Source organism: Pseudomonas sp. NFIX49, assembly GCF_900115915.1.
Classification (GTDB): Bacteria; Pseudomonadota; Gammaproteobacteria; order Pseudomonadales; family Pseudomonadaceae; genus Aquipseudomonas; species Aquipseudomonas pharyngis.
This window is the reverse complement of record NZ_FOYE01000010.1, coordinates 1-20,674: the sequence shown is the minus strand read 5'-3', so window position 1 is coordinate 20,674 and position 20,674 is coordinate 1. Positions and strand designations below refer to the sequence as shown.

Below are 20,674 nucleotides of genomic sequence, written 5' to 3'. Positions count from 1 at the left end.
TCAGGCCGGGATTATTTGCCGACCTGCTTTTCCTTGATTTCCGCCAGGTTCTTGCAGTCGACGCACATATCGGCAGTCGGACGGGCCTCGAGGCGCTTGACGCCGATCTCGATGCCGCAAGAGTCGCACCAGCCGTACTCTTCGTCTTCGATCAGTTGCAGGGTCTTGTCGATCTTCTTGATCAGTTTGCGCTCGCGGTCGCGGGCGCGCAGCTCGAGGGCGAACTCTTCTTCCTGGCTGGCACGGTCGGCCGGATCAGGAAAGTTGGCCGCTTCGTCTTTCATGTGATCAACAGTGCGGTCGACTTCCTGCATCAAGTCGAGTTTCCACTTGGTCAGGATCTTGGTGAAGTGCGCACGCATAGGCGCGCCCATGTACTCTTCGCCCTCTTTAGGGACGTAAGGTTCGAAACCGCTGAGTGTCTGACTTGCCTGTTGCTTTGCTTGGGTGGGCATGAAATGGACCGCCTCTACTCTTGTAATCCATTGCGCAGGATTGCTCCATCACCGACACCTGCCGGCCCTGCGGCTGCAAGCGGGCGAACTTACCAGATCAATTCGACCCGCGCTACTCCCGGATGTCGAGCGCGTGGCCGATGGGACTTGCAAATGTTTGCCAAGCCATGTCCGGCGGTGCTGCAAACCTGCTCAATCACTGATTTTAGTCAATCCTGGAGCGTACGCGCGGGTCGTTACAGTCCAGTGTTCTTGAGGCTGTGACCGCTGTGGGTTCTCGCTCGTTCCGGCAGATGGGTAGAATCGTTTCTTTTCCCTCGTTGAAGGAAGGCCAATGGCTCAGCCCTACAGTGCGCGCAGTCGTGCGATCGAACCGTTCCATGTGATGGCGTTGCTGGCGCGAGCCAATGAATTGCAGGCCGCCGGCCACGACGTGATCCACCTGGAAATCGGCGAACCGGACTTCACCACCGCCGAGCCGATCATCCGCGCCGGCCAGCAAGCCCTGACGGCGGGGAAAACCCGCTACACCGCGGCCCGTGGCATTCCCGAACTGCGCGAGGCGATTTCCGGTTTCTATCAAACGCGCTACGGCCTGAACATCGATCCTCGACGGATTCTCATCACCCCCGGCGGTTCCGGGGCGTTGCTGCTGGCCAGTGCGTTGCTGGTGGATCCGGGCAAACACTGGCTGCTGGCCGACCCCGGCTATCCTTGCAACCGACACTTTTTGCGGTTGGTCGAAGGCGCGGCACAGCTTGTACCGGTGGGCCCGGACGTTCGCTATCAACTGACGCCGGACCTGGTGGCGCGGCACTGGGATCACGACAGCGTCGGTGCGCTGGTTGCCTCGCCGGCCAACCCGACCGGCACGATTCTGACCCGCGATGAACTGGCCGGGTTATCCGCAGCCATCAAGGCGCGTCACGGGCATCTGGTGGTGGACGAGATCTATCACGGCCTGACTTACGGCACCGACGCCGCCAGTGTGCTGGAAGTGGACGACAGCGCCTTTGTCCTCAACAGTTTCTCCAAATATTTCGGCATGACCGGATGGCGTCTCGGCTGGTTGGTGGCGCCGGATGCCGCCGTCAGTGAACTGGAGAAGCTTGCGCAGAACCTCTACATCAGCGCACCAAGCATGGCCCAGCATGCGGCGCTGGCCTGTTTCGAGCCGGACACCATCGCGATTCTCGAAGAGCGCCGCGCCGAATTCGGCCGTCGCCGTGACTTCCTGCTGCCGGCATTGCGGGAGCTGGGCTTCAACATCGCCGTGGAGCCGGAAGGCGCGTTCTATTTGTATGCCGATATCAGCCAGTTCGGCGGCGATGCCTTCGCGTTCTGCCGGCACTTCCTCGAAACCGAACACGTGGCATTCACGCCGGGGCTGGATTTCGGCCGCTATCAGGCCGGTCATCACGTGCGCTTTGCCTACACGCAAAACCTCCCACGCCTACAGGAAGCGGTAGAGCGTATCGCCCGTGGCTTGAAGAGCTGGCAAGGCTGATGCGCTTTCATCCTCCGCTCGAAGAAGGCCGATTGATCCGCCGTTACAAGCGTTTTCTCGCCGATATCGAAACCGTTGGCGGCGAATTGCTGACCATTCACTGCCCGAACACCGGCTCGATGCTCAATTGCCAGGTCGAGGGCGGCCAGGTCTGGTTCAGCCGCTCCAATGATCCGAAGCGCAAGCTACCCGGCACCTGGGAGGTCGGCGAAACCCCGCAGGGACGGCTGTTTTGCGTCAACACCGGACGCGCCAACGCACTGGTCGAAGAGGCCTTGCAGGCCGGCGTCATCAGTGAGCTGAACGGTTTTACCGGGCTCAAGCGTGAAGTGGCGTACGGGCAGGAAAAGAGCCGGATCGATTTTCGCCTCGACTACCCGACGGGCTCGGCCTACGTGGAAGTGAAAAGCGTCACTCTGGGTTTTGACGGCACGGCGATTGCGGCATTTCCCGATGCAGTGACCCAGCGCGGCGCCAAGCATTTGCGTGAGCTGGCGCATCTGGCCCGGGACGGGATTCGCGCGGTGCAGTTGTACTGCGTCAATCTCACGGGTGTCGAAGCGGTGCGCCCGGCCGAGGAAATCGACTCGGCCTATGCCGCTGCGCTGCGGGAGGCGGTGGCGTGCGGGGTCGAGGTCCTGGCGTACGGCGTGCGGTTGAGCCATGAAGAGATGGTGATCGACCGGCGGCTGGACGTGCTGCTCAACGGTTAAACGTCGATCCACAGCCCTTGCACGTCTTCACGGCAAGGGATGGCCGTCAGCGATTGTCCGGCGCAGGGGCCGGCGACGCATTCACCGTCCTCGATCAGAAACAGTGCGCCGTGGGTGGCACACTGGATCAGGCTGTTGCTCGGGTCGAGAAACTGGTCGGGGTGCCATTCCAGGCCAACGCCCCGGTGCGGGCAGCGATTGAGGTAGACATACGCCTGCCCCGCGCGGCGCACGGCCAACAGTTTTTTCCCGTCGATATCGAAACCGCGACTGCCGCCCTCAACCAGATCGGCGCCCGCGCAAAGAAACTTCATGGCTATCCTCAAGTGTCGGCTCGTGTCCGGATATGTCCGAGCTTGACGTTCAAATGCAAACAATTATCAAATGGCCGCCTTCGCCCGTGGCGAGGTGATCGCTGCCGAGGATACTTGGCCTGCCGTTCCGATGCCCGGGAAAACCTTTCAAGGAAGCTGTCTATGCGCCTGAGTACCCGCGTTGCCGTGCTGTGTGTCGGACTTTTGGTCAGCCACCAGGCTGCAGCGGCCGAGTTGCCGCAACGTTGGGTCAGCGCCGGCGGCGCCTTGTCGGAGTGGGTGAGTGCGCTGGGCGGTGAGGCGAAACTGGTGGGCGTCGACACCACCAGCCAGCACCCGCAGTCCCTCACGTCCCTGCCAAGCATCGGCTATCAGCGCAGCCTGTCGGCCGAAGGTATTCTCAGCCTGCGCCCGGACATCCTGATCGGCACCGAGGAAATGGGCCCGCCGCCAGTGATCTCCCAGGTTCGCAGCGCCAAGGTGCAGGTGGAATTGTTCTCGGCTCAGCCGGATCTGCCGACACTGGAGAAAAACGTTACTCATCTGGGGCAGTTGCTGGGCGCCGAAACTCAGGCGACTCAGCTGCTGCAAAGTTATCAACAGCAACTCGATGCTCAGAAGGCACGTGTGGTTGCGGTGCAATCAAAGCAGAAAGCACCGGGCGTGTTGTTGCTGCTCGGCCATGCCGGCGGCAAACCACTGATCGCCGGCAAGGACACCGCCGCCGATTGGCTGCTGCAACAGGCGGGCGGGCATAACCTCGCGACCCACACCGGTTACAAGCCGTTTTCCGTGGAGTCACTGGCCAGTCTTGATCCTGAAGTGCTGGTGTTCGCTGACCGTGCGCTGAACGGTGAGGCGGCAAAAGCGGCGTTGTTCAAGGAAAACCCGATCCTCAATTCCAGCCGTGCGGCCAAGACCGGCCGTGTGCTGGAGCTGGATCCGACGCTGCTGGTGGGCGGGCTCGGGCCGCGTTTGCCGGCTGCGATGAAGACTCTGTCTGACGGTTTCTATCCGGCCCCGAGCGGCCAATGACCACGCTGGTCAAACCCCGTGGCTTGTTCATCGGCCTGATCCTGCTGTGTCTGCTGGCGATCTGGCTGTCGCTGGCATTGGGGCCGGTCAGCCTGCCGTTGTTCGATACCTTGCGCGCTGCATTGCGCATGATTGGTGTGCCGCTGGCGCCGGACGGGCTGGAACAGGCTGAACTGATTCTCGGGCAGATTCGTCTGCCGCGTACGTTGCTCGGGCTGGCAGTCGGCGGTGTGCTGGCGCTGTCCGGGGTGGCGATGCAGGGGCTGTTTCGTAATCCGCTGGCCGATCCAGGGTTGGTGGGCGTCTCGAGCGGCGCGGCGTTGGGCGCGGCGGTGGCGATCGTCGGTGGTTCTTTTTTTGGCGGATTGCCGGAGTGGTTCGGGCCCTATCTGCTGTCGGTTTGCGCGTTTCTCGGTGGCCTCGGCGTAACAGCGTTGGTCTATCGACTAGGCCGCCGTAATGGGCAGACCAATGTGGCGACCATGTTGCTGGCGGGGATTGCCCTGACGGCGTTGGCCAGTTCGGCGGTGGGGCTGTTTACCTATCTGGCCGACGACGCGACATTGCGCACGTTGACGTTCTGGAACCTGGGCAGCCTCAACGGCGCGAGCTATGCGCGGTTGTGGCCGCTGCTGATCATCACTGCCGGTGTTGCGCTTTGGCTTCCACGTCGGGCGAAGGCGCTCAATGCGTTGCTGCTCGGCGAATCGGAAGCCGGGCATCTGGGAATCGATGTCGAACGGCTCAAGCGCGAGTTGGTGTTTTGCACGGCGCTGGGTGTCGGTGCGGCGGTGGCGGCGGCAGGAATGATCGGTTTTGTCGGGCTGGTGGTGCCGCATCTGGTGCGCTTGCTCGCCGGGCCGGATCACCGGGTGTTGCTGCCGGCATCGGTGCTGGCCGGGCCCAGTCTGTTGCTGTTGGCGGATCTGGTTGCGCGGCTGGCGCTGGCGCCGGCGGAGCTGCCGATCGGCATCGTCACCGCGTTCATCGGTGCGCCGTTCTTCCTTTATCTGCTGCTGCGAGGGCGTGCCTGATGCTGCGTGCGCACAATCTGCACATCCGCCGTGGCCGCAAGACCGTTCTGGCCGACGTCAGCCTGCAACTCGAACCGGGCGAAGTGCTTGGCGTGCTGGGGCCCAATGGCGCCGGCAAAAGCACTTTGCTCGGCGCGTTGTGCGGTGAGCTGAGCGCACACGAAGGGGAGGTGCTGCTGGACGGTGAGGCATTGAGCCATTGGGGCGGCACTCAGCGCGCTCAGCGGCTGGCGGTGTTGCCGCAGGTATCGACCCTGGATTTTGCCTTTCGCGTTGAAGAAGTGGTCGGCATGGGGCGTCTGCCTTATCAGAGCGGGCGGGTGCGCGACGACGAAATTGTCGTTGCCGCTTTGCGGGCGGCGGATGCCGGGCATCTGAGCGGTCGCAGTTATCTGGCGCTGTCCGGCGGCGAGCGTCAACGCGTGCATCTGGCGCGAGTGCTGGCGCAACTCTGGCCGGGGCAGGCGGGGCAGACTCTGCTGCTTGATGAGCCGACCTCGATGCTTGATCCATTGCATCAACACACGACGCTGCAAGCAGTGCGCGAATTTGCCGATCGCGGCGCGGCGGTGCTGGTGATCCTGCATGATCTGAATCTGGCGGCGCGCTATTGTGATCGCATCCTGCTACTGGAAGGCGGGCGGCCGGTCGCACTGGATACGCCGCAACAGGTGTTGCGCCCGGAATCGCTGAAGGCGGTTTTCGGTCTGGAAGTGCTGGTGCAACCGCACCCGGAGCGCGGGCATCCGCTGATCATCGCCCGCTGATTTCGTCATCGAGGTGAGTGTATGCGCGGGATTTTGCTGTTGGCGGTGTTGTGGCTTGCGGGTTGCCAGCATGTTGCGGCGCCGCCGGTCGTGGGCGAGATCCGTGATCTGCGCAGCGGCGAGCATCTGACGGCGCAGCAATTACTGGCTCGGTTGAGCAGTCCATCGCAGGTGATTATTGGCGAACAGCATGACAACGCCGATCACCATGCCATTCAATTGTGGTTGTTGCAGAACCTCGAAGAAGCGCGGCCCCAAGGCAGTCTCCTGCTGGAAATGCTGACCCCCGATCAACAGTCGCGTGTCGATGACGTGCGCCATGCCGCAACGTCACCGGCCGATCTTCCTGCTGCATTGGCCTGGCAGGAGGGTTGGGACTGGAATCTCTACGGACCGATTGTGCGGTTCGCCCTGACGCAATCCTGGCCGTTGCTGGCGGCGAACCTCGATAACATCGAAATCCGTGCGTTCTATCGCGATCCTCCGGTTCTGAGCGGTGAGCGCAGCAATGCCAAATCTGTGAAAGAGACGCTGTTGGAGCAGATCGGCGATTCTCACTGCGGCTTGCTGCCGTCATCACAAATGCCGGCGATGCTGGCCGTTCAGCAACAACGGGATCGGCGCATGGCTTCGCGGTTGCTGGCAGCGCCTGCGCCTGCCTTGTTATTGGCGGGTGCGTATCACGCGCGCAAGGATGTCGGGGTGCCGCTGCATGTGCTGGATCTGGGCGCGCCGCAAGCGCCGACGGTGTTGATGCTGGCGGAGCAGGGCAGTGGGGTTACGGCGGCGATGGCTGATTATGTCTGGCTCACCTCAGCCACGCCGAAACCGGATTATTGCGCGCAGATGCGTAAGCAGTTCGGCAAGGAATGACTTTTCCACAGGCAAAAAAAGACCCGGTAAAAACCGGGTCAAATAACCGTGATTAGCCTGATGAGGAGATATCTGAGAGTCCGAACCAAGGGCTTTTCAGAATATCGACTGATCTCGCGATCAGTTGTGATAATCATAGCGATTCTCATTAACGAGTCAACTGCTGTTTTTTCATTTCTGTCGTTTTGTCCCGGCAATGGCGTAAACGCCCCGTGAACAGGGCTTCAGTTCTGGCTGTTAAATCCCGTGAGCTGCCTGTTGAGCTGGTCGATACGCCGCGCCATGCTTTCGATCAGGCTGTGGGCGATTTTCGGATTGGTGCGGGTCATGCTCAGAAACTGATCGCCGGGAATCAGCATCACCGTGCTCGCCTCCCGGGCAATCACCGTCGCATTGCGCGGTTCACCTGTGAACACAGCCATCGCGCCGAAGATCTCATCCTTGGGCACATCGCCTACCTTGTGCCCATTAACAAAGGCTTCGGCGTGTCCTTCGATAATCACGAATACATGGTCAGCGACATCGCCCTGGCGTATCAGAACGTCTCCGGCCTCGAAACGCTTGAACCCATTGGTGCTGCGAAACTCACGTGGCTTGAACTCGGCAACGGCGTGGGCCAGCAGCGCCATTTGCCCCAGCAGGTAGCGCAGAAACTGCTCCGAGCGAGATGAATCGGAATACACATGTTGAAACAAATCGCTTCGACGATAGGGCAGTAAAGTCAGCGGGTTTTCCGTGTATAGCGTGCAATCCGCCCATTCCGGCCCCTGCTGCAGGCCGATCAAATCTCCTTCATGCCAATAGAAAAGACCGCGACCGCCCAGTCGGCCAGTGATGACACCTTGCGTGAGCAAGAACAGCTGGTCGTCCGGCAAACCTGTCAGCAAATCATCCGTGGCTTCCAGTTCCAGCGTCGGCCCGCACGGCGCCAAGGCTTCGAGCCATTGCGCAGGCAAGCTCTGCAAGTGGTTGATCAATGCATCGGCCTGGGCCGATTGTTCCCCGAGCAGGTACATGGCGGTCAGTGCCCGTCAGTTCTTGTGGCGAGAGGAAATGGCTTCCAATTGCTTGTTCAGCGCATCCTTGCGTTCGGCGGGAATGTCGTTCCAGTGCACATCCATCAGCGCCCCTTCGATCGCGTACAACAACACCTTCGACGCCCGGAACCCGCGGGTACGCACGGCCCGGTAGGCATCCACCGCGCCCAGGCGACGCAAGTCGGAGGCGCTATGGATGCCCACGGCATGCAGCCATTGCGCCGACGTCTTGCCAAGATTCTTCAGGTGTTGCAGTTCATCATTCATCAAGCCTCCTTGCGACGGCCGAATGGTGCGTGGGCGAGCTTCTCAGGAGTGTAGCCATCAGTAGGAAAAGCGTGGTTGTTTGGTCGGATTCGACGCAAACGCTTCTAAGAAACGTCAGTTCTCCACTGATGAATCAGGATGGGGAGGACGAGGAGGGAATTACCAATAGCACGCAGTCCAGCGCAAAGCGGGGGCGCTGGACGGTTCAGGTTTTTAAAAGCTTCAGCGAGTGCGATAACGCAGGCGCGTACCGAAATTCATCGACATCAGGATTTCGTCGGCACTCAGCTCCGGCGGGAAGTAAGCCCCGGAAATCTGCGCGTGGGCCAGGCTCGCGCCTTCCAGCGAAGCGTTGCGAAAGTCGATGCCGCGCAGGTCGGCGGAACGGAAGTAGGCGTCCCGGAAATCCACGCCATCGGCGTTCAGTTCGCGCAGGTCGAGACCACGAAAATCACCGCCGACCATGTCGATCGGGCCATCTTTCGGCCGTTCATTGTTGAAACCTGTGATGTCGTCTTTGTGCAGCAAGGCATAAAGCGGGGTGTCGAGAAGTTTCGGCTGGCTCATGTCAAATCACCTGTTGGTTTTATGACGCCAGTATAGTGCCACTATTTGACGGCCGTGAAGCGAGCGAGGGCTTCACGGCCGAAATAGTTTCTTACAGGCCGGGCAGGCGCTGGCGGATTTGCGCCACGACGGTGTCCAGGGTGCCGGATTCATTGGTCTGCACGCGTTTGCTGCGCAGGATTTCTTCCGGAGTCAGGGCTTCGCGATTGGCCTGTTGGGCTTCGATTACGGCGAGGGTCGCGTCGGACGGATCCTTCTTGTCCGTCTGACGAATCGCCAGCCAGCTCTCGATCACTGCCTGCGGAGCATTGCAGTCGAGGATCAGGAATGGCGCGCCAGTGGCTTCGGCAACCTTGGCGGCGTTGTCGCGTTGGTCGCGCTTGAGGTAAGTGGCGTCGATCACCACCGGGAAACCGGCGTGCAGGATCACTTCGGCGATTTCATGCAGACGCGCATAGGTTGCGATGCTGGCATCGGCGCTGTAGATCCCGGCCTGAACATCATTGGCAACGGTTTGCTCGCCGAACAGACGTTTGCGCTCGACATCGGAACGCAGACGGATAGCGCCCAGCGCTTCGACCAGACGCATGGCCACGTGGCTTTTGCCTACAGCGGACACGCCGTGGGTAATCGCCATGAAGCGCGAAGGAATGGTGCTGTAGCTTTCCGCCAGGTTGGCGTAGTTGCGGTACTGGCGCAGGGTGGTGGCGCGCTGCACCGGCGTCGCATCGGCCGGCATGCTGAACAGTGCAACCTTCGCACGCACCAGGGCGCGGTAAGCCTTGTAAAAGTTCAGCACTTCCAGGCCTTGATAGTCGCCGGTCAGTTCCAGGTATTGGCTGATGAAACGACGGGCGAGGGATTTCAGGCCACGGTCTTCCAGGTCCATTGCCAGGAAACCGGTGTCGGCCCAGACGTCGGTGAAGCGGAACGGTTCGTTGAATTCGATGCAGTCGAAGATCACGACTTTGCCGTCGATCAGCGTCGCGTTGCCCAAGTGAATGTCGCCGTGGCACTCGCGAGTGAAGCCGTCGGCCTTGCGCTGGGCGAACAGCGGCTTGAGGCGATCGAAGCTGCTTTCAGCCCATGCTTGCAGAGCGTCGAGTTGCAGCAGATCGTTCTTGTCGCTGAGGAAAGGCAGGATCTGTTCGAAGTTCTGGCGCACCGGCGCCATCACGCTGTCAGGCGTGCCGGCATCGTGCTCGGTCGGGACTTTCGGCGCGTTGAGGTGGAAGCGGGCGATTTGCTCGGCCATCGCGTCGATGTGCGCAGTGGTCAGCTCGCCGTTGGCTTGCAGGGTGCTGAGCAGGCCGGTCTGCGGGAACTGGCGCATTTTCAGCACGTATTCGATGGCCGGGCCTTCGCCACCCAATTGCGGGGCTTCGGCGCTGCCGGTCACTGGAATCACTTCCAGATACAAATCTTCGGTCAGGCGCTGGTTCAGGCGCAGCTCTTCACCGCAGAAGTGCTCACGTGATTCGAGGCTGGTGAAGTCGAGGAAACCGAAATTCACCGGTTTCTTCACTTTATAAGCGTAGGGACCGGTGAGCAGCACCCACGAAATATGGGTTTCGATGACCTGGAACCCTTCGACGGGATGCGGGTAGAGGGCCGGGTTTTGCAGGGCAGCGATCAGGGACTGGCTCACGGACGATCCTTCAGAGACTGGGGGAAATTCAAGGCGCTCATTATGGCCGCTCGCCAGCCCGACGCAAACCTCGGAGCGCTCCTGTTGAGTATGAATAAAGTGCGTATAATCCGCCGCCATGACTCGTACTCGATCCCCCCGTACCCCTAAAAAACCAGCTTCCCGGGGCCTGCGCCCATGGTTGGGCTGGGCCCTTAAACTCAGTCTGGTCGGCCTTGTGGTGCTGGCCGGCTTCGCCGTTTACCTCGATGCCGTGGTGCAGGAGAAGTTCTCCGGCAAGCGCTGGACCATCCCGGCCAAGGTGTATGCGCGCCCGCTTGAGCTGTTCGTCGGACAAAAGCTGAGCAAGGACGATTTCCTCACCGAACTCGATGCCCTGGGCTATCGCCGCGAAGCCGTGAGCAACGGTCCCGGCGCGGCGGCGGTCAATGGCAACACGGTTGATCTGAATACCCGTGGCTTCCAGTTCTATGAAGGCCTCGAGAAACCGCAGCCGGTGCGCGTGCGTTTCTCCGGCGATTACGTGGCCGAACTCTCGGCGACCAACGGTTCGAAGCTCTCCGTGGTACGCCTGGAGCCGCTGATGATCGGCGGTATCTACCCGAAAAATCTTGAAGACCGGATTCTGATCAAGCTCGATCAGGTGCCGCCGTACCTGCTGGAAACCCTGGTCGCCGTGGAAGACCGGGATTTCTACAGCCACTGGGGCGTATCGCCGAAATCGATTGCCCGCGCAGTCTGGGTCAACACCTCTGGCGGCAAGATGACCCAGGGCGGCAGTACGCTGACCCAGCAACTGGTCAAGAACTTCTACCTCACCAACGAACGCAGCCTGACCCGCAAGCTCACCGAAGCGATGATGGCGATGCTGCTCGAGCTGCATTACGACAAAAAGGAAATCCTCGAGGCTTACCTCAACGAAGTCTTTGTCGGTCAGGACGGTCAGCGAGCGGTGCACGGTTTCGGTCTGGCCAGCCAGTTTTTCTTTGCCCAGCCTTTGTCTGAGCTGAAGCTGCACCAGGTCGCGCTGTTGGTCGGGATGGTCAAAGGTCCGTCCTATTACAACCCGCGCCGCAATCCGGAGCGGGCGCTGGAGCGACGCAATCTGGTGCTCGATGTGCTTGAGCAGCAGGGTGTCGCCTCCGCCGAGCAGGTGGCTGCCGCGAAGAAAATGCCGCTGGGCGTAACCACGCGCGGCAAGCTGGCCGACAGTTCGTTTCCGGGCTTCATCGATCTGGTCAAACGCCAGTTGCGTGAAGACTACCGCGACGAAGACTTGACCGAAGAAGGCCTGCGGATTTTCACCAGCTTCGATCCGATCCTGCAAATGAAGGCCGAAGCGTCGGTCAACGACACTTTCAAGCGCCTGTCCGGTCGCAAGGGTTCCGACGACGTGGAAGCGGCGATGGTCGTGACCAATCCGGAAACCGGTGAAGTCCAGGCCATGATCGGCAGCCGTCAGGCGAGTTTTGCCGGCTTCAACCGGGCACTGGATGCGGTGCGGCCGATTGGCTCGCTGATCAAGCCGGCGGTTTATCTGACGGCGCTGGAGAAGCCGAGCCAGTACACGTTGACCAGTTGGCTTTCGGACGAGCCGCTTTCAATCAAGGGTGCGGATGGTCAGGTCTGGAAACCGCAGAACTATGACCGTCGCTCCCACGGTACGGTGTTCCTGTATCAGGGGCTGGCACATTCCTACAACCTGTCGACCTCGCGTCTCGGTCTGGCGGTTGGCGTTCCGAATGTCCTCAAGACGCTGAGTCGCCTGGGCGTGACCCGCGAGTTTCCGGCGTTCCCTTCGATGCTGCTCGGTGCGGGCGGCATGACCCCGATTGAAGTCGCGACCATGTACCAGACGCTGGCCAACGGTGGTTTCAATACGCCGATGCGCGGGATTCGCAGCGTGCTGACTGCTGACGGCGAACCGCTCAAGCGTTATCCGTTCCAGATCGAGCAGCGCTTCGATCCGGCCTCTATCTACCTGATCCAGAACGCCATGCAGCGGGTCATGCGTGAAGGTACTGGCAGTTCGGTTTATAACGTGTTGCCAAGAACCCTGACACTGGCGGGCAAGACCGGCACCAGTAACGATTCGCGCGACAGCTGGTTCGCCGGCTTCAGCCAGGATCTGCTGGCGGTGGTCTGGCTCGGCCGCGACGACAACGGCAAGACGCCGTTCACCGGGGCCACCGGTGCGTTGCAGGTCTGGACCAGTTTCATGCGCAAGGCCGATCCGCTGCCGCTGGACATGCCGCAGCCGGATAACGTGGTGCAGGCCTGGGTCGATTCGCGTACCGGCCAAGGCTCCGATGCCAACTGTCCGGGCGCCGTGCAGATGCCGTATATTCGCGGCAGCGAACCGCCACCCGGCGCCTCTTGCGCGAGCGAAAGCCCGGCCTCGGGCGAGTCGGTGATGGATTGGGTCAAGGGCTGGATGAATTAAGCAAAGAGGGTTTCAAGTGAACAAGTGGTTGATTCCAGCGGTGACCGCCGTGGCTTTGCTCAGCGGCTGCTCCACCGTACAGCGTGGTTCGATTCCTGTCGTGGACTCCGGCACCGCCGTGTCCAACAGCGAGCGCATTTCGGCCAATGGCGGTTTCCGTCAAACGACGGTGAAACGTCCTGCACAGGCCCAGACCCAGGCGATCCCGCAAGGCGATACCGGTGTGGTGGTGATGGTGCCGGGCGGCGCAGCGGCTTCGGCGCCGATCAGCACTTCGCCGATCGTTCCGGGCCCGGCGTCCGGCGGCATCACGCCGGGGCCGTATAACCCGTCGGCGGTCGAGTCGGCGCCGATCAGCTCCGGCAGCTACAGCATGCCTTCGACGCCGAGCGGCATCCCTTCGGCCAGCAGCAGCGGCGGTGGTCTGTCTGCTGATGAACAACTGGATGGCCCGGTTCTCGCCCTGTTGACCACTGCGCAACAGCAGCAGGCCGGTGGCGACCTCAACGGCGCGTCCTCCAGCCTCGAGCGTGCGCAGCGTGTGGCACCGCGCGAGCCGCAAGTGCTTTACCGTCTGGCGCAGGTGCGCATGGCCCAGGGCGATGCGCCACAAGCCGAGCAGACCGCTCGTCGCGCACTGACCATGGCCAATGGTCGTCCGGACTTGCAGGCCAGTCTGTGGGAATTGATCGCTCAGGCGCGTGAGAAACAAGGTGATTCCGCCGGCGCCACTCTGGCCCGTCAGAAGGCCAAGGTTTCGCTGTGATGGACAGTCGTTTCTCCAAAGTCGCCGATCAATTGCTGTTGATCGAGCGCGAACTGCGCGCCCAGGGCTGGTGGGATGACGTCCAGCCCTCGGTCGAAGCCCTGAGCAGCGTCGAGCCGTTTTCGGTCGACACGCTTGATTTCGAGCAGTGGCTGCAATGGATCTTCCTGCCGCGGATGAAGATGATCCTCGAACAGGATCTGCCGTTGCCCAATGCTTCGGGCATTCAGGAAATGGCCGAGATGGTTTTTGCCCAACGCAACCTGCAGGGCAAGGATCGGCAGCTTCAGGTGTTGCTCAAAGAGTTCGACCTGCTGATCACCGCTTCACGCTGAGCCGGGAGCTGCCAGTCGTCACTGGCAGTTTTCCGCTATCTGTTTCTTTGCCTCTTCAGTACGCTGCTGGCGCTGGTCGTCGCTCAGCCGCCGCAGTTCTCCCTCCACCTCCTCCCTCAAGCGCGGATTGTTCTGCAGTTGCGCGAGATTCGTGCGCGCCTGTTCGCAAAATGCCTTGAGTTGATTCTGTTGTTCGGCCACTTGCTTCTTGACCTTGTCATCGATGGCTTTCTGATCGCCCAGCGCGCCGCTGCCAGGTAATGCGGCAGGTATTGGTGCGGGAGAGGAGGGCGTCTTAACGGCGGTGGACGACTGCCCTTGTGGTGGCTGTTGATCGAAATGGGTGACGCCTTGGGCGTCGACCCATTTGTAGATCTGAGCGGCCATGCACCATGGGCTGGCGCCGATTAGCAGAGTTAAGAGAAGCGTTCGCATGCTGATTCCTTGGCAAAACTGCGCAATTGAAGCTAACAGAGTAGCGGTTTCCAGGTTTTTTCTTGCGTTCTCATGTGCTTACCCACAATTAAGCACATAGACGGCTTGACTTGCAGAGGGCGAAACAGAAGAATCCAAAGTCCGCTGTACAGGGACTGCCAGAAGCAGACCCTCTCGGCAGATCATGAGGCGCATATCCGCGTCGACCTGTTACACCCGCAACGCGTTACCTCGCGCTGGGTGGGAAAGGCCCGCAACACTTGGGACGATCCCAATACTTGCTCAGTCAGTGCTGACGTAGTCGGCGACCACCGTCGCTCATGCTCTGCCGAGAAGTAAACCTATTAAGACCCGTTCGCCTTTTTGTGGACGGTATTCTGGCGTTTTAGAGGTGAACAACGTGGAGCTTTTATCTGGCGGTGAGATGCTCGTCCGCTTTTTGCGTGACGAAGGCGTCAAATATATCTACGGGTACCCGGGTGGTGCTCTCCTTCATGTTTACGATGCCCTGTTCAAAGAACCGGAAGTGACCCACATCCTGGTTCGTCACGAACAAGCGGCTACCCATATGGCTGACGGCTACGCCCGTGCCACCGGTAAAGCCGGCGTGGTATTGGTGACTTCCGGTCCAGGCGCCACAAACGCCATCACCGGTATCGCCACTGCCTATATGGATTCGATTCCAATGGTGATCATTTCCGGTCAGGTGCCAAGCACCATGGTCGGCACCGATGCGTTCCAGGAAACCGACATGATCGGTATCTCCCGGCCGATCGTGAAGCACAGCTTCATGATCAAGCACGCCTCGGAAATCCCGGAAGTCATGAAGAAGGCCTTCTACCTGGCGCAATCCGGTCGTCCGGGCCCGGTCGTGGTCGATATTCCGAAAGACATGACCAACCCGGCCGAGAAGTTCGAATACATCTTCCCGAAGAAAGCCAAACTGCGTTCCTACAGCCCGGCCGTTCGCGGTCACTCCGGACAAATCCGCAAGGCGGCAGAAATGCTCCTGGCGGCCAAGCGTCCCGTGCTGTACTCCGGCGGTGGTGTGATTCTCGGCAACGGCTCCGCGCCGCTGACCGAACTGGCGCAAATGCTCAACCTGCCGGTTACCAATACCTTGATGGGCCTGGGTGCCTATCCTGGCACTGACCGTCAGTTCATCGGCATGCTCGGCATGCACGGCAGCTACACCGCGAACCTGGCGATGCACCATGCCGACGTGATCCTGGCGGTCGGTGCGCGTTTCGACGATCGCGTGATCAACGGCGCGCCGAAGTTCTGCCCGAACGCCAAGATCATTCACATCGACATCGACCCGGCTTCGATTTCCAAGACCATCAAGGCCGACGTGCCAATCGTTGGTCCGGTGGACAGCGTCCTGACTGAAATGGTCGCGATCCTCAAGGAAATCGGCGAAACCCCGAACAAGGAAGCGGTCGCCAGCTGGTGGAAGCAGGTTGACGAGTGGCGCGGTGATCGCGGCCTGTTCCCTTACGACAAGGGCGACGGCAGCAAGATCAAGCCACAGACCGTAATCGAAACCCTGTGCGAAGTGACCAAGGGCGACGCCTTTGTGACTTCCGACGTGGGCCAGCACCAGATGTTTGCTGCGCAGTACTACAAGTTCAACAAGCCGAACCGCTGGATCAACTCCGGTGGCCTGGGCACGATGGGCTTCGGTCTGCCGGCCGCGATGGGTATCGCTTTGAGCTTCCCCGACACCGATGTTGCGTGCGTCACCGGTGAAGGCAGTATCCAGATGAATATCCAGGAGCTGTCGACCTGCCTGCAATACGGTTTGCCGGTCAAGATCGTCATCCTGAACAACGGTGTTCTGGGCATGGTTCGTCAGTGGCAGGACATGAGTTACGGCAGCCGTCACTCCCACTCCTACATGGAATCCTTGCCTGACTTCGTCAAGCTGGCTGAAGCCTATGGCCACGTCGGCGTACGCATCACCGAATCGAAAGATTTGAAGTCGAAGATGGAAGAGGCGTTCGCCATGAAAGATCGCCTGGTCGTGATCGACATTTCGGTCGACACCAGCGAGCACGTCTATCCGATGCAGATCAAAGACGGCTCGATGCGCGATATGTGGCTGAGCAAGACGGAGCGTACCTAATCATGCGGCACATTATTTCCTTGCTTCTGGAAAACGAACCCGGTGCTTTGTCTCGCGTAGTCGGCCTGTTCTCGCAGCGCAACTACAACATCGAAAGCCTGACCGTGGCGCCAACCGAAGACCCGACCCTGTCGCGTCTGACGCTGACCACCGTCGGTCACGATGAAATCATCGAGCAGATCACCAAAAACCTGAACAAGCTGATCGAAGTGGTCAAGCTGGTGGACCTGTCGGAAAGCGCTCACATCGAGCGCGAACTGATGCTGGTCAAGGTCAAGGCCACTGGCGCCCAGCGCGCCGAGATCAAACGCACCACCGATATCTACCGTGGACAGATCGTCGACGTCAGCGCCAGCGTGTATACCGTTCAACTGACCGGTACCAGCGACAAGCTCGACAGCTTCATTCAGTCCATCGGCACCGCATCGATTCTGGAGACCGTCCGCAGTGGCGTCACCGGTATTGCCCGCGGCGACAAAGTACTCAGCATCTAAACCAAATTAGCGAATGGCCTGAACGGCCTGGATATAAAGGGGAAATTCATGAAAGTTTTCTACGATAAAGACTGCGACCTGTCGATCATCCAGGGCAAGAAAGTTGCCATCATCGGTTACGGCTCCCAGGGCCACGCCCAGGCGTGCAACCTGAAAGATTCCGGTGTCGACGTTACCGTCGGTCTGCGTAAAGGTTCGGCTACCGTTGCCAAGGCTGAAGCCCACGGCCTGAAAGTGACCGATGTGGCTGCCGCTGTTGCCGGTGCCGACCTGGTCATGATCCTGACCCCGGACGAGTTCCAGTCCCAGCTGTACAAGAACGAAATCGAGCCGAACATCAAGAAAGGCGCCACCCTGGCCTTCTCCCACGGCTTCGCGATTCACTACAACCAGGTTGTTCCGCGTGCCGACCTCGACGTGATCATGATCGCGCCGAAAGCCCCGGGCCATACCGTACGTTCCGAGTTCGTGAAGGGCGGCGGTATCCCTGACCTGATCGCGATCTACCAGGACGCCTCGGGCAACGCCAAGAACGTCGCGCTGTCCTACGCCGCCGGCGTGGGTGGCGGTCGTACCGGCATCATCGAAACCACCTTCAAGGACGAGACCGAAACCGACCTGTTCGGCGAACAAGCCGTTCTGTGCGGCGGTACCGTTGAACTGGTAAAAGCCGGTTTCGAAACTCTGGTTGAAGCTGGCTACGCGCCGGAAATGGCCTACTTCGAGTGCCTGCACGAACTGAAGCTGATCGTTGACCTCATGTACGAGGGCGGTATCGCCAACATGAACTACTCGATCTCCAACAACGCTGAGTACGGCGAATACGTGACTGGTCCGGAAGTGATCAACGCCGAATCCCGTCAGGCCATGCGCAACGCCCTGAAACGTATTCAGGACGGCGAATACGCCAAAATGTTCATCAGCGAAGGCGCAACCGGCTACCCTTCGATGACCGCCAAGCGTCGTAACAACGCCGCTCACGGTATCGAAATCATCGGCGAGCAGCTGCGCTCCATGATGCCGTGGATCGGTGCCAACAAGATCGTCGACAAAGCCAAAAACTAAGTCGTCGAACCTTGTATGAAAAAACGCGGCCTCGGCCGCGTTTTTTCGTATGGGCGGGCGGTTCTGGTATAAAGCTGCATCGTTTGTGGCCGAACCGTCGTCCCAGACACCTGTCGAAAATGTCCAATCCGTTGCAAGGTACTGTCCATGAGCGAACGTCCCGAAGAGCCGAACCAGGCTTCAGACGCCGAAAGCCTGCTGCCCATCGATGAGCACATCGAAGAAGGGCATGACGCAGAAGGCCGTAAAGTCCGGCATCGCGGTATCTATCTTCTGCCGAATCTGTTCACCACTGCGAATCTGTTCGCGGGGTTCTATTCCATCATCAACTCGATGAGTGCCCAGGCTGCCTTGAGTGCCGGGGACGCGGCGAATGCGAGCAAGTATTTCGCCTTTGCCGCCATCGCGATTTTCGTCGCCATGGTGCTCGACGGCCTTGATGGTCGCGTGGCACGCATGACGAATACCCAAAGTGCGTTCGGTGCCGAGTACGACTCGTTGTCGGACATGGTTGCTTTCGGTGTCGCGCCGGCGCTTCTGGCTTTCGGCTGGGCACTGGGTGACATGGGCAAGGTCGGCTGGATGGTTGCCTTCATCTATGTGGCGGGTGCGGCGTTGCGTCTGGCGCGTTTCAACACTCAGGTGGGGACCGCCGACAAGCGCTACTTCATCGGTCTTGCCAGCCCGGCGGCTGCCGGTGTGGTTGCGGGGATTGTCTGGGCGTTCAGCGATTACGGGATCCAGGGTTCGAAGATGTCATTCCTGGTTGCGCTGATGGTGGCCGCCGCCGGCATGCTGATGGTCAGCAACATCAAGTACAACAGCTTCAAGGAGCTGGATCTGAAGGGGCGCGTGCCTTTCGTGGCGATTCTGGCGGTGGTGCTGGTGTTTGCCGTGGTGTTCAGCGATCCGCCTCGCATTCTGCTGCTGGTGTTCCTCGCTTATGCCGCGTCGGGCCCGGTGCAGTATCTGTTGCATCTTCGTCGTCACAAACACGCCGAGTGATGTAATTTCCCTCATACTCCGCAGTCTATGGTGCATCTGTCCTCCAAAGCTGCGGAGTTGCCATGCTGATCAAAGTCCCCAAAGCGTCCGACTGCCATGAGTCGGACGTCACGCCTGAATCCATTTATCTCTCTCGCCGACAATTGCTCGGAGCAACTGCGGCCGGGTTGGCCATGAGCAGTCTGCCGCGCTGGGCCAGTGCCGAAGAGGCCGCCCGCTATGCCGATGTCGAAGCCGGAAAGGCGCCCGCCTGGTTTGCCGAGAAACTGCCTTCTGTCAAATGGGGAGCGGTGAACGTCAAGGATGAGGCGATCACACCTTTCAAAGACGCGACCCATTACAACAACTTCTATGAATTCGGTACCGACAAGGGCGACCCGGCGGCCAATGCCGGGTCGTTGAAAACCGAACCGTGGAGTGTTGTCGTGGACGGGGAGGTGGGTAAGCCGGGGCGTTATGCTCTGGAAGACTTCATGAAACCTTACCAGCTGGAAGAGCGCATCTACCGTCTTCGTTGTGTCGAAGCGTGGTCGATGGTGATTCCCTGGATCGGTTTCCCCATCTCGGCGTTGTTGAAGCAGGTAGAGCCCACTTCCAATGCCAAATACATTCGCTTCGAAACCTTGCAGGATCCCAAGAGCATGCCCGGACAGCGTTCGGGATTTGCCCTGATCGACTGGCCCTATGTTGAAGGTTTGCGCCTGGATGAGGCGATGAATCCCTTGGCGATTCTTGCGGTAGGTATGTATGGCCGCGAATTGCCAAATCAGAACGGTGCGCCTTTGCGTCTGGTGGTGCCCTGGAAGTACGGATTCAAGAGCGTCAAATCCATCGTGCGGATCAGTCTGGTCAGCGAGCAGCCAAAGACGACCTGGCAGAGCATTGCGGCGGATGAGTACGGGTTTTATGCGAATGTGAACCCTACGGTCGACCATCCACGTTGGACCCAGGCGCGGGAGAGGCGGTTGCCCAACAGCCTGTTCAAGCCGAATGTGCGTGATACGCAGATGTTCAACGGCTATGCGGACGAGGTCGCTTCTTTATATACAGGGCTCGATCTGCGGAAGAACTATTGATGCGATATCCGATCTGGCGCGTAGGTGTTTTCCTGGCTGCGGCGATCTGGCCGCTGTTCTGGTTCTATCAGGCTTTTGCGGATCTGCTTGGACCCGATCCGGGGAAAGTCCTGGTTGATCGGCTAGGGCTTGGGACATTGGTATTGCTGTTGATCACCCTGAGTATGACGCCGCTGCAGAAACTTACGGGGTGGGCCGGGTGGATTGCCGTGCGCCGTCAGTTGGGGCTCTGGTGTTTTGCCTATGTGGTTCTGCATCTTTGCAGCTATATGGCGTTCATTCTCGGTTTCGACTGGTCGCAACTGGGTGTCGAGCTGCGCAAGCGTCCCTACATCATTGTGGGTGCTCTGGGTTTTCTGGGATTGTTGGCATTGGCGGTTACCTCCAACCGATACAGCCAGCGCCGTTTAGGTACCCGCTGGAAGAAGCTGCACCGGTTGGTGTATGTGATTCTCGGGTTGGGATTGCTGCATATGTTGTGGATCGTGCGCGCCGATCTTAAGGAGTGGGCAGTCTATGCCTTTATAGGTGTTTTCCTTTTGGCGCTGCGGATTCCTCCCTTGACCCGCCGGATCCCGCGTTTGATGGGTAAAAAGCAGGTTTTTCAGGAAAAGCGAAATTAAGTGTTGACGGCAGATTCTGAGTCTCTATAATTCGCCCCACTTCCGGCGCAGTCGAAACGGAAAACTCCTTGAGATTCAATGAGTTAAGTA

The 20,674-nt window shown here is 59.9% G+C and carries 22 protein-coding genes; 15 read left to right on the top strand and 7 right to left on the bottom strand.

What is annotated here, in order from left to right; translation table 11 throughout:
- Positions 1-11: 11 nt before the first annotated feature.
- Positions 12-455: an RNA polymerase-binding protein DksA gene (gene dksA, locus BMZ46_RS25625; RefSeq protein WP_039771633.1), complete on the bottom strand. Its 444-nt coding sequence runs from the start codon at positions 453-455 to the stop codon at positions 12-14.
- A 334-nt stretch (positions 456-789) separates the two neighbouring features.
- On the opposite strand from dksA, the gene BMZ46_RS25620 reads away from it, so the two are divergent.
- Both BMZ46_RS25620 and sfsA read left to right on the top strand, forming a co-directional pair.
- Positions 790-1,962 carry a pyridoxal phosphate-dependent aminotransferase gene (locus BMZ46_RS25620; RefSeq protein ID WP_074691458.1) on the top strand — a complete coding sequence of 391 codons (1,173 nt, stop codon included), beginning with the start codon at positions 790-792 and terminating at the stop codon, positions 1,960-1,962.
- Positions 1,962-2,675 carry a DNA/RNA nuclease SfsA gene (sfsA, locus tag BMZ46_RS25615; protein ID WP_039771629.1) on the top strand — a complete coding sequence of 238 codons (714 nt, stop codon included), beginning with the start codon at positions 1,962-1,964 and terminating at the stop codon, positions 2,673-2,675. The genes BMZ46_RS25620 and sfsA overlap by 1 nt, the downstream gene beginning before the upstream one ends.
- Here sfsA and BMZ46_RS25610 read toward each other — a convergent pair.
- A complete protein-coding gene (locus BMZ46_RS25610; protein ID WP_039771628.1) occupies positions 2,672-2,989 on the bottom strand; it encodes a Rieske (2Fe-2S) protein in 318 nt (105 codons plus the stop codon). The two genes, sfsA and BMZ46_RS25610, sit on opposite strands and share 4 nt — an antisense overlap.
- Positions 2,990-3,151: 162 nt before the next feature.
- Here BMZ46_RS25610 and BMZ46_RS25605 point away from each other — a divergent pair, with 162 nt between their 5' ends.
- Genes BMZ46_RS25605 through BMZ46_RS25590 form a run of 4 tightly spaced genes read left to right on the top strand, consistent with a single transcriptional unit; the run spans position 3,152 to position 6,698 of the window.
- A complete protein-coding gene (locus tag BMZ46_RS25605) occupies positions 3,152-4,024 on the top strand; it encodes a heme/hemin ABC transporter substrate-binding protein (protein WP_074691456.1) in 873 nt (290 codons plus the stop codon).
- Positions 4,025-4,074: 50 nt separating this feature from the next.
- A complete protein-coding gene (locus tag BMZ46_RS25600) occupies positions 4,075-5,058 on the top strand; it encodes a FecCD family ABC transporter permease (protein WP_170844944.1) in 984 nt (327 codons plus the stop codon).
- Positions 5,058-5,825, top strand: coding sequence for a heme ABC transporter ATP-binding protein (locus BMZ46_RS25595; RefSeq protein WP_074691452.1), 768 nt, complete (start codon positions 5,058-5,060; stop codon positions 5,823-5,825). Before BMZ46_RS25600 ends, BMZ46_RS25595 begins: the two co-directional genes overlap by 1 nt.
- 21 nt (positions 5,826-5,846) lie before the next feature.
- Complete coding sequence (locus BMZ46_RS25590; RefSeq protein ID WP_074691450.1) at positions 5,847-6,698, top strand: ChaN family lipoprotein; 852 nt, start codon at positions 5,847-5,849, stop codon at positions 6,696-6,698.
- 224 nt (positions 6,699-6,922) lie between these two features.
- Here BMZ46_RS25590 and BMZ46_RS25585 read toward each other — a convergent pair whose 3' ends face one another.
- The 4 genes from BMZ46_RS25585 to BMZ46_RS25570 all read right to left on the bottom strand — a co-directional run bounded on the left by BMZ46_RS25585 (position 6,923) and on the right by BMZ46_RS25570 (position 10,217).
- Positions 6,923-7,714 (bottom strand): Crp/Fnr family transcriptional regulator, encoded by a 792-nt coding sequence (locus BMZ46_RS25585; RefSeq protein WP_074691448.1) that lies wholly within the window; start codon positions 7,712-7,714, stop codon positions 6,923-6,925.
- 15 nt (positions 7,715-7,729) lie between these two features.
- A complete protein-coding gene (locus BMZ46_RS25580) occupies positions 7,730-8,002 on the bottom strand; it encodes a TfoX/Sxy family protein (RefSeq protein ID WP_003228231.1) in 273 nt (90 codons plus the stop codon).
- Between the two features lie 222 nt (positions 8,003-8,224).
- Positions 8,225-8,569, bottom strand: a complete 345-nt coding sequence (locus tag BMZ46_RS25575) for a pentapeptide repeat-containing protein (RefSeq protein WP_007959639.1) — start codon at positions 8,567-8,569, stop codon at positions 8,225-8,227.
- A 91-nt stretch (positions 8,570-8,660) separates the two neighbouring features.
- Positions 8,661-10,217 carry a bifunctional aminoglycoside phosphotransferase/ATP-binding protein gene (locus tag BMZ46_RS25570; RefSeq protein WP_074691446.1) on the bottom strand — a complete coding sequence of 519 codons (1,557 nt, stop codon included), beginning with the start codon at positions 10,215-10,217 and terminating at the stop codon, positions 8,661-8,663.
- 118 nt (positions 10,218-10,335) lie between these two features.
- Between BMZ46_RS25570 and mrcB the strand changes: the two genes are divergently transcribed.
- From mrcB to BMZ46_RS25555, 3 genes are read left to right on the top strand one after another with little or no spacing between them, the layout of a single operon-like run.
- Positions 10,336-12,660, top strand: a complete 2,325-nt coding sequence (gene mrcB, locus BMZ46_RS25565) for a penicillin-binding protein 1B (protein WP_074691444.1) — start codon at positions 10,336-10,338, stop codon at positions 12,658-12,660.
- Between the two features lie 16 nt (positions 12,661-12,676).
- Positions 12,677-13,426, top strand: a complete 750-nt coding sequence (locus tag BMZ46_RS25560; RefSeq protein ID WP_039771613.1) for a tetratricopeptide repeat protein — start codon at positions 12,677-12,679, stop codon at positions 13,424-13,426.
- Positions 13,426-13,761 carry a YqcC family protein gene (locus tag BMZ46_RS25555; protein ID WP_064599443.1) on the top strand — a complete coding sequence of 112 codons (336 nt, stop codon included), beginning with the start codon at positions 13,426-13,428 and terminating at the stop codon, positions 13,759-13,761. Before BMZ46_RS25560 ends, BMZ46_RS25555 begins: the two co-directional genes overlap by 1 nt.
- A gap of 18 nt (positions 13,762-13,779) precedes the next feature.
- On the opposite strand, the gene BMZ46_RS25550 is transcribed toward BMZ46_RS25555, so the two are convergent.
- The gene (locus tag BMZ46_RS25550) at positions 13,780-14,196 is read right to left on the bottom strand and encodes a DUF4124 domain-containing protein (protein WP_039771610.1); all 417 of its coding nucleotides are present in this window, start codon (positions 14,194-14,196) and stop codon (positions 13,780-13,782) included.
- Between the two features lie 400 nt (positions 14,197-14,596).
- Between BMZ46_RS25550 and BMZ46_RS25545 the strand changes: the two genes are divergently transcribed.
- The 6 genes from BMZ46_RS25545 to msrQ all read left to right on the top strand — a co-directional run bounded on the left by BMZ46_RS25545 (position 14,597) and on the right by msrQ (position 20,584).
- Entirely contained in the window at positions 14,597-16,321 is a 1,725-nt protein-coding gene (locus BMZ46_RS25545; protein WP_039771990.1) for an acetolactate synthase 3 large subunit, read from the top strand.
- A gap of 2 nt (positions 16,322-16,323) precedes the next feature.
- On the top strand, positions 16,324-16,815 hold the full coding sequence (ilvN, locus tag BMZ46_RS25540; protein WP_003205610.1) for an acetolactate synthase small subunit: 492 nt from the start codon (positions 16,324-16,326) through the stop codon (positions 16,813-16,815).
- A gap of 48 nt (positions 16,816-16,863) precedes the next feature.
- Positions 16,864-17,880 (top strand): ketol-acid reductoisomerase, encoded by a 1,017-nt coding sequence (gene ilvC / locus BMZ46_RS25535; protein ID WP_007959661.1) that lies wholly within the window; start codon positions 16,864-16,866, stop codon positions 17,878-17,880.
- A 147-nt stretch (positions 17,881-18,027) separates the two neighbouring features.
- Positions 18,028-18,885 carry a CDP-diacylglycerol--serine O-phosphatidyltransferase gene (gene pssA / locus BMZ46_RS25530; protein ID WP_039771608.1) on the top strand — a complete coding sequence of 286 codons (858 nt, stop codon included), beginning with the start codon at positions 18,028-18,030 and terminating at the stop codon, positions 18,883-18,885.
- Positions 18,886-18,947: 62 nt separating this feature from the next.
- Positions 18,948-19,961, top strand: coding sequence for a protein-methionine-sulfoxide reductase catalytic subunit MsrP (gene msrP, locus BMZ46_RS25525; protein ID WP_039771607.1), 1,014 nt, complete (start codon positions 18,948-18,950; stop codon positions 19,959-19,961).
- Positions 19,961-20,584, top strand: coding sequence for a protein-methionine-sulfoxide reductase heme-binding subunit MsrQ (gene msrQ / locus BMZ46_RS25520; RefSeq protein ID WP_039771606.1), 624 nt, complete (start codon positions 19,961-19,963; stop codon positions 20,582-20,584). Before msrP ends, msrQ begins: the two co-directional genes overlap by 1 nt.
- The last annotated feature ends 90 nt before the right edge of the window (positions 20,585-20,674 follow it).